General features: G+C 69.0%; 4 protein-coding genes and 1 tRNA gene. 3 read left to right on the forward strand and 2 right to left on the reverse strand.

Annotation, left to right across the window (positions count from 1 at the left end):
- Window positions 1-80: 80 nt before the first annotated feature.
- Window positions 81-157 (forward strand) — tRNA-Met (locus ACR2JA_RS19530).
- A gap of 95 nt (window positions 158-252) precedes the next feature.
- Here the strand turns inward: ACR2JA_RS19530 and ACR2JA_RS19535 are convergent.
- Window positions 253-936: a response regulator transcription factor gene (locus tag ACR2JA_RS19535; RefSeq protein WP_434010727.1), complete on the reverse strand. Its 684-nt coding sequence runs from the start codon at window positions 934-936 to the stop codon at window positions 253-255.
- A complete protein-coding gene (locus ACR2JA_RS19540) occupies window positions 927-2,861 on the reverse strand; it encodes a sensor histidine kinase (protein WP_434010728.1) in 1,935 nt (644 codons plus the stop codon). Before ACR2JA_RS19540 ends, ACR2JA_RS19535 begins: the two co-directional genes overlap by 10 nt.
- 307 nt (window positions 2,862-3,168) lie before the next feature.
- Between ACR2JA_RS19540 and ACR2JA_RS19545 the strand changes: the two genes are divergently transcribed.
- Entirely contained in the window at window positions 3,169-4,701 is a 1,533-nt protein-coding gene (locus ACR2JA_RS19545; RefSeq protein WP_434010729.1) for a TolC family protein, read from the forward strand.
- Complete coding sequence (locus tag ACR2JA_RS19550) at window positions 4,698-5,528, forward strand: efflux RND transporter periplasmic adaptor subunit (protein ID WP_434010730.1); 831 nt, start codon at window positions 4,698-4,700, stop codon at window positions 5,526-5,528. Before ACR2JA_RS19545 ends, ACR2JA_RS19550 begins: the two co-directional genes overlap by 4 nt.
- Window positions 5,529-5,737 lie beyond the last annotated feature (209 nt).

Raw genomic sequence — 5,737 nt, forward strand, 5'->3', positions numbered from 1 at the left:
GCGCGCGGCCGTGTTCAAGCACGCCTGAAACCGAGGGGGCTTGAAAGTCACCGCGTTTTAGGTCTATAATGCGCGGCGTCGGCGATATAGCTCAGTTGGTTAGAGCGCAGCATTCATAATGCAGATGTCGGTGGTTCAAGTCCACCTATCGCCACCAAACAAAAACCCCCTGTCAGCGCAAGCCGGCAGGGGGTTTTGCTTTGGGGGCGGGCGCGCCTCAGGCATCGCGCGCCGAGACGCCGTCCGGCGGCCTCAGGACAGCCGCAGCGGGACGCACAGCCGGTAGCCTTCCTTGCGCACGGCCCGGATGCACTCGACCTTGCCCAGGCTGGCGGCCATCTTCTTGCGCAACTGCGAAATGCGGTTCTGCAGGCTGTCGGGGCTGATGTCGGCCTCGCTGGCCCCGAAATGCACCGCCACCTGCCAGCGCTCCAGCATGCCTTCGGGGGCACAGGCCATGGCGGCCAGCATGCGCGCTTCCGAATCCGACAGCCGCACCGTGCCCACGCCACCGTGCAACGTGCGGCCCTGCGTGTCCAGCCGCACCGGGGGTGCCGGGGCGACACCGCTGCGCTGCTCCAGCCGCACCGCCAGCGAACGCAGCGCGGCGACGAGTTCCTGCGGGTCCACCGGCTTGGGCAGGTAGATGTCGGCGCCGGCGCCGTAGCCCTGCACCCGGTCGTCCACCGCGGTGCGGGCCGTGGTCATGACGATGCCCACCCCGGGCTGCGCGGCGCGCAGGCGGCGCGCCAGCGACAGCCCGTCCTCCCCGGGCAGGCAGAGGTCCAGCACATACAGCTGGGGCCGCACCTGCAGCGGCGTGTCGTCCACATCCTCGGCGCTGGGCACCCCAACGGCATGGAACCCATGGGCCTGCAGCACCGCCAGGGTGGCTTCGCGCAAATCGTCGTGGTCTTCGACCAGCATCACCCGCATACCGTCTCCTTGTCTGTTGGCTGGGGCAACCACAGTGCAAACGCAATGCCCAGCCCTTCGTCCACATAACGCAGCCGCCCGCCCAGGGTCTGCACCAGACCGTTCACCAGGTACAGGCCCAGGCCCGACCCGGTCCAGCGCCGCGCCTGCGCGTGGCGGTAGTACTTCGTGAAGACCTTGGCGGGGTCGGGTTTGCCGGCTGGCCCCACCGTGTTGCGCACGGTCAGCTGCACACCGCCGCCGTCGGGCACCTGCAGGTCCAGCTGCACCGTGGTCTCGGGCGGGCTGTACTTGACGGCGTTGTCCACCAGGTTGCGCAGCACGGTTTCCAGCAGTTGCGGGTCGCTGTGCACGCAGGCGGGCGCGGGCAAGGTCAGCGCCACCCGCGCGTGGGCCGGGTGGGCCTGCACCACGCGGGTCGCCAGTTCGGCCAGATCGCACGGCTGGCTGGCCACGCGCAGGGCGCCTTCGTCGAGCTGGCCGACCTGCAGGCAGCGTTCGATGACCGCGTTCATGTCGGCCACTGCGGTCTGCGCCGAGCGCAGCGCGCGCGGCGCCAGGCCCAGGGTGCCCAGCAGCATGCGCACCGTGGCCAGGGGCGTCTTGAGTTCGTGGGCCAGCATGGCCAGCAGCTTCTCGCGATCCTGCCGAAAGGCTTTTTCACGCTGCACCTCGCGGCGGTTGTAGCCCGCCTCGGCGGCCAGCAGTTCGCGCTGCTGCAGCAGCCCGTAGACCCGGTAGGTCAGCATGGCGAGCATCAGCAGGCCGGACACGACCCCGTGCAGCATGATGATGTAGAGGCTGATGATCCCGCCGTCGACCAGGCCCAGCCCGGGCAGTGCGGCCAGCACCGTCAGCAGCAGCAAGAGCCAGAAGTAGGCCAGACCCAGGCGCCGCGCCGTGGGGGCGTCGCTCACCGACTGGCCGGCGATGCCGCGCGGCGCGGCCAGCGCCATCAGCAGGAACAGCACCGGCCCCACCAGCACCAGCAGCATGTTCAGCTGCAAGGCCCGCAGGGTGTCGCCCGTGAACTGCAGCGCCAGCAAAAGGGGGAACAGCAGCAGGCAGGCGCGCGCCAGCCAGTGCCCCCAGCGGGGCACCTGCATCTCGCGCAGCAAGAGCGCATTGAAGCCAAAGGCCGAGCCGGTGGCGGTGATCGCCATGACGCTGGTCAGCCGGTCGATCCAGAGCACGTCGGCACCGGCCTCGGCGAACAGGCGCAGAAACCCCAGGCTGCTGGCGCCGTAGACCAATGACGCCGCCTGCAGCGCGATGAAGCTGGCGGCCAGCGCGTCGCGGCGCACCAGCATCTGGGCCACCCCCCACACCAGCAGCATGACCAAAGCCGCCAGGTACAGGGCCCCCCAGGCGGTGGAGCGGGCGTCGGCCCGCCAGAGGTCGTGTTCGCGCAGCACCTCGAAGTGCGCCAGGCGGGTGCTCTGCGACCGCAGGCGCACCCAGATCTCGCGCGGCTGCTCCCCCGGTGCCAGCGCGAGGTTGAAAACGGTGGACGGCCGGAGCTGGGGCGCGAGCGGGTGGTGGTCGCCTACAGGGCCGATGGGCGTGCTGCCCGCCAGCGGATCGAACAGCACGATGTCGTCCAGATACCCGGGCCGGATGCGCAGCAGCAGGGCTTCTCCGGCGCGTTCGCGGCTGAGGCCAGGGTCCACCGCCAGCCGCACCCAGACGGTGTCGCGCCCATAGCCGGCGCTGAGCACGGCCCCCATGGGCTGCTCGCCTGCCAGGGGCACACCCGCCGGGGCGGGCGGATGGTCCTCGGGCGACAAGGCCCAGGACCGGGACACCACATGGTCCACGGGGCCGGCGGGCCACAGCCAAACGGCGGCCGCCAGCAACACCGCGCCCAGCAGCCAGGCCGAGACGCCCCACGCGACCTTCCGCGGAAAGCTTCTTGTCGCTGTCATCTGTCGCGTCCCATCTGCCGTCTTCAGCTTCCTGCTTGGTGTCTTTAGCTTTTTTTATATTTCTTTTGTGTCTATCAATACGATCCCGCCGTCGTGCCCGTGTCGTGACGGCCGCGCTGTGCCTGGATATCGGCCAGCCACCCAACCGACTTGAGAAGACACCCCGGATCTGAGGACGCCAACGGCGCGCACAAATGCACGCCCACCCCCGAAATGGCCCGACTGACGGGTGTTCGCCGCTCATTTCGGCCTTATGCGCTGGCGCCACCTGCCGATGATTTCGACAACCCAACAGACCCTCTTGCACATGAAAACCGTCCAACGCCCCCGCCTCACCGTCGTCTCGGCCAGCCTGCTGGCGGCGGCGGTCCTCGCCCTGTCCGCCTGCACCACCCTGACCCCCGTTCCGGTGACGGAAGCGGCGCTCGCCGAGACCAACGCCGCCGACCGCAACGCCATGCGCCAGAACGTGGAGCCCATCAACGGCCCGCTGACGCTGGACGAAGCCATGGCCCGCGCCCTGAAATACAACCTGGACCGCCGCGCCCGCCTGATGGAAGAGGCCCTGGCCCTGCGCCAGCTCGACACCACCCAACTGGACATGCTGCCCCGCCTGATGGCGCAAGCCGGCTACGGCCACCGCAGCGTGGAGCGGGCCACGTTCAGCTCACCGTTCAGCCCGACCTTCGGGCCGACCGCCACCGACTCGTCGTTCTCGGCCGCACCGAACCACAACACCTTCGACCTGGGCGTGACCTGGAGCCTGCTGGACGTCGGCATGGGCCACTACGTCGCCCGCCAGCAGGCCGACCGCGTGCTCATCGCGGTGGAAAAGCGCCGCAAAGCCATGCACCTGCTGATGCAGGACGTGCGCACCGCCTACTGGCGCGCGGCCAGCGCCCAGAAGCTGCGCGACGAGGTGGACCGCACCATCAAGCTGGCCGAAGAGGCGCTGACCGACTCGCGCAAGGTGGAAACGGAGCGTGTGCGCAGCCCGATCGACGCCCTGCGCTACCAGCGCCAGTTGCTGGAAAACCTGCGCCTGCTCGAAGCCATCAACCAGGAGCTGCTCTCGGCCCAGGTGGACCTGGCCAGCCTCATCAACGCGCCGCTGGGGCAGGACATCGCCATCGCGGACACCGAGGTGAGCACCCACAGCGGCAGCACCGCCGTCACCCTGCCGCTGGCCAAGCTGGAAGAGGTGGCGCTGCGCAACAACGCCGATCTGCGCGAGAGCCACTACAACGCCCGCATCGCCCGCGAGGAGACCCGCAAGGTGATGGTGCGCATGTTCCCCAATGTCTCGTTCAACTACAGCCTGAACTACGACTCGGACAAATTCCTGGTGGACCGCAACTGGCAGGAAGCGGGCCTGCAGCTCTCGTTCAACCTCATGAACCTGCTGACCGGCCCCGCCCAGATGAAACTGGCAGAGGCCGGCGTGGCGCTGGCCGACCAGCGCCGCATGGCCACACAGATGGCCGTGCTGACCCAGGTGCACCTGGCGCGCCTGCAGCTGATCAACGCCCGCAACCAGTTCGACCGCGCCGAAGAGGTGTACGCCACCGACCGCCGCATCACCGAACTCATGCGCAACCGCGAATCGGTGCAGGCCGCCAGCAAGCTGGACCGCGTGGGCAACGAAACGTCCGCCATCCTCAGCCTGCTGCGCCGCTACCAGGCGCTGGCCCAGGTGCAGGTGGCCGAAAGCCGGCTGCTGGCCCAGCTCGGCGTGGAGCCTCGCATCGGCAGCACCGACACCCTGAGCCTGCAGGACCTGACCACCCAGCTCAAGGGTCACACCGGCTGGACCACGCTCAAAAGCGAGGTCGCCCCATGAGCCTCGCCCGCCACACCCGTAGGGCCATGTTGCTGCTGGCCGCCCTGACCGCCGGCCTGGCCTGGGCGCAGGGCGCCACCCCGGTCAAGCCGGTGCCCCAGGCACCGCTGGACGCCCCCGCGCGCAGCGGCATGGAGCGTCAGGACATCCGCGCGCAGCTCATGCCGCGCCGCTACACCACGGTGGCCGCCGAGATCGGCGCCAAGGTCAACCGCCTGCCCGTGCCCGAGGGCAGTGCCTTCAAGGCGGGGCAGTTGCTGGTGTCGTTCGACTGCTCGCTGCAGCAGGCCCAGCTGGCCAAGGCGCAGGCAGAACTCGACGCCGCCGAGCAAACCCACAAGACCAACCAGCGCCTGGCAGAACTCAATTCGGTCGGGCAGCTGGAGCTGGACCTGTCCAAATCCGCCACCGGCAAGGCGCGTGCCGAACTCGGTGCCAACCGCGCCGTGCTGGGCAAGTGCAGCGTGTCGGCGCCGTTTGCCGGCCGTGTGGCCGAACAGAAGGTGCGCGAACAGCAGTTCGTGCAGCCCGGCCAGGCCATGCTGGACATCATCGACGACAGCGTGCTGGAACTCGAATTCCTGGTGCCTTCACGCTGGCTGGCGTGGCTGCGCCAGGGGGGCAGCTTCACGGTGCTGATCGACGAAACCCAGAAAAGCTACCCCGCCAAGTTCATCCGCATCGGCGCCCGTGTGGACCCGGTGAGCCAGTCGGTCAAGGTGGCCGCGGCGATCGACGGGCGTTTCCCCGAACTCATCGCGGGCATGAGCGGCCGCGTGCAGGTGAACGCACCGGGCGTCGAAGCTGCCTCCCCCAAACCCCGCTGAACCCCTTGCGCTGAACACACCGCCGACGCCCAGCACACCAACGGCCCGTCGGCGCTTCCCGCGGCATTTCGAGACACGCCATGAACCCCGACAAGAACACGAAAACATCCCCGTCCCCAGTGCCCGCAGCGGGCAAACCCAACCGCCTCGTGCGCCGTGGGCCGAGCCCGATGGCACTGGAACAACGGTTCATGTTCGACGGCGCGGCG

The sequence above is a fragment of the Hydrogenophaga sp. genome (assembly GCF_051007235.1).
Lineage (GTDB): Bacteria > Pseudomonadota > Gammaproteobacteria > Burkholderiales > Burkholderiaceae_C > Hydrogenophaga.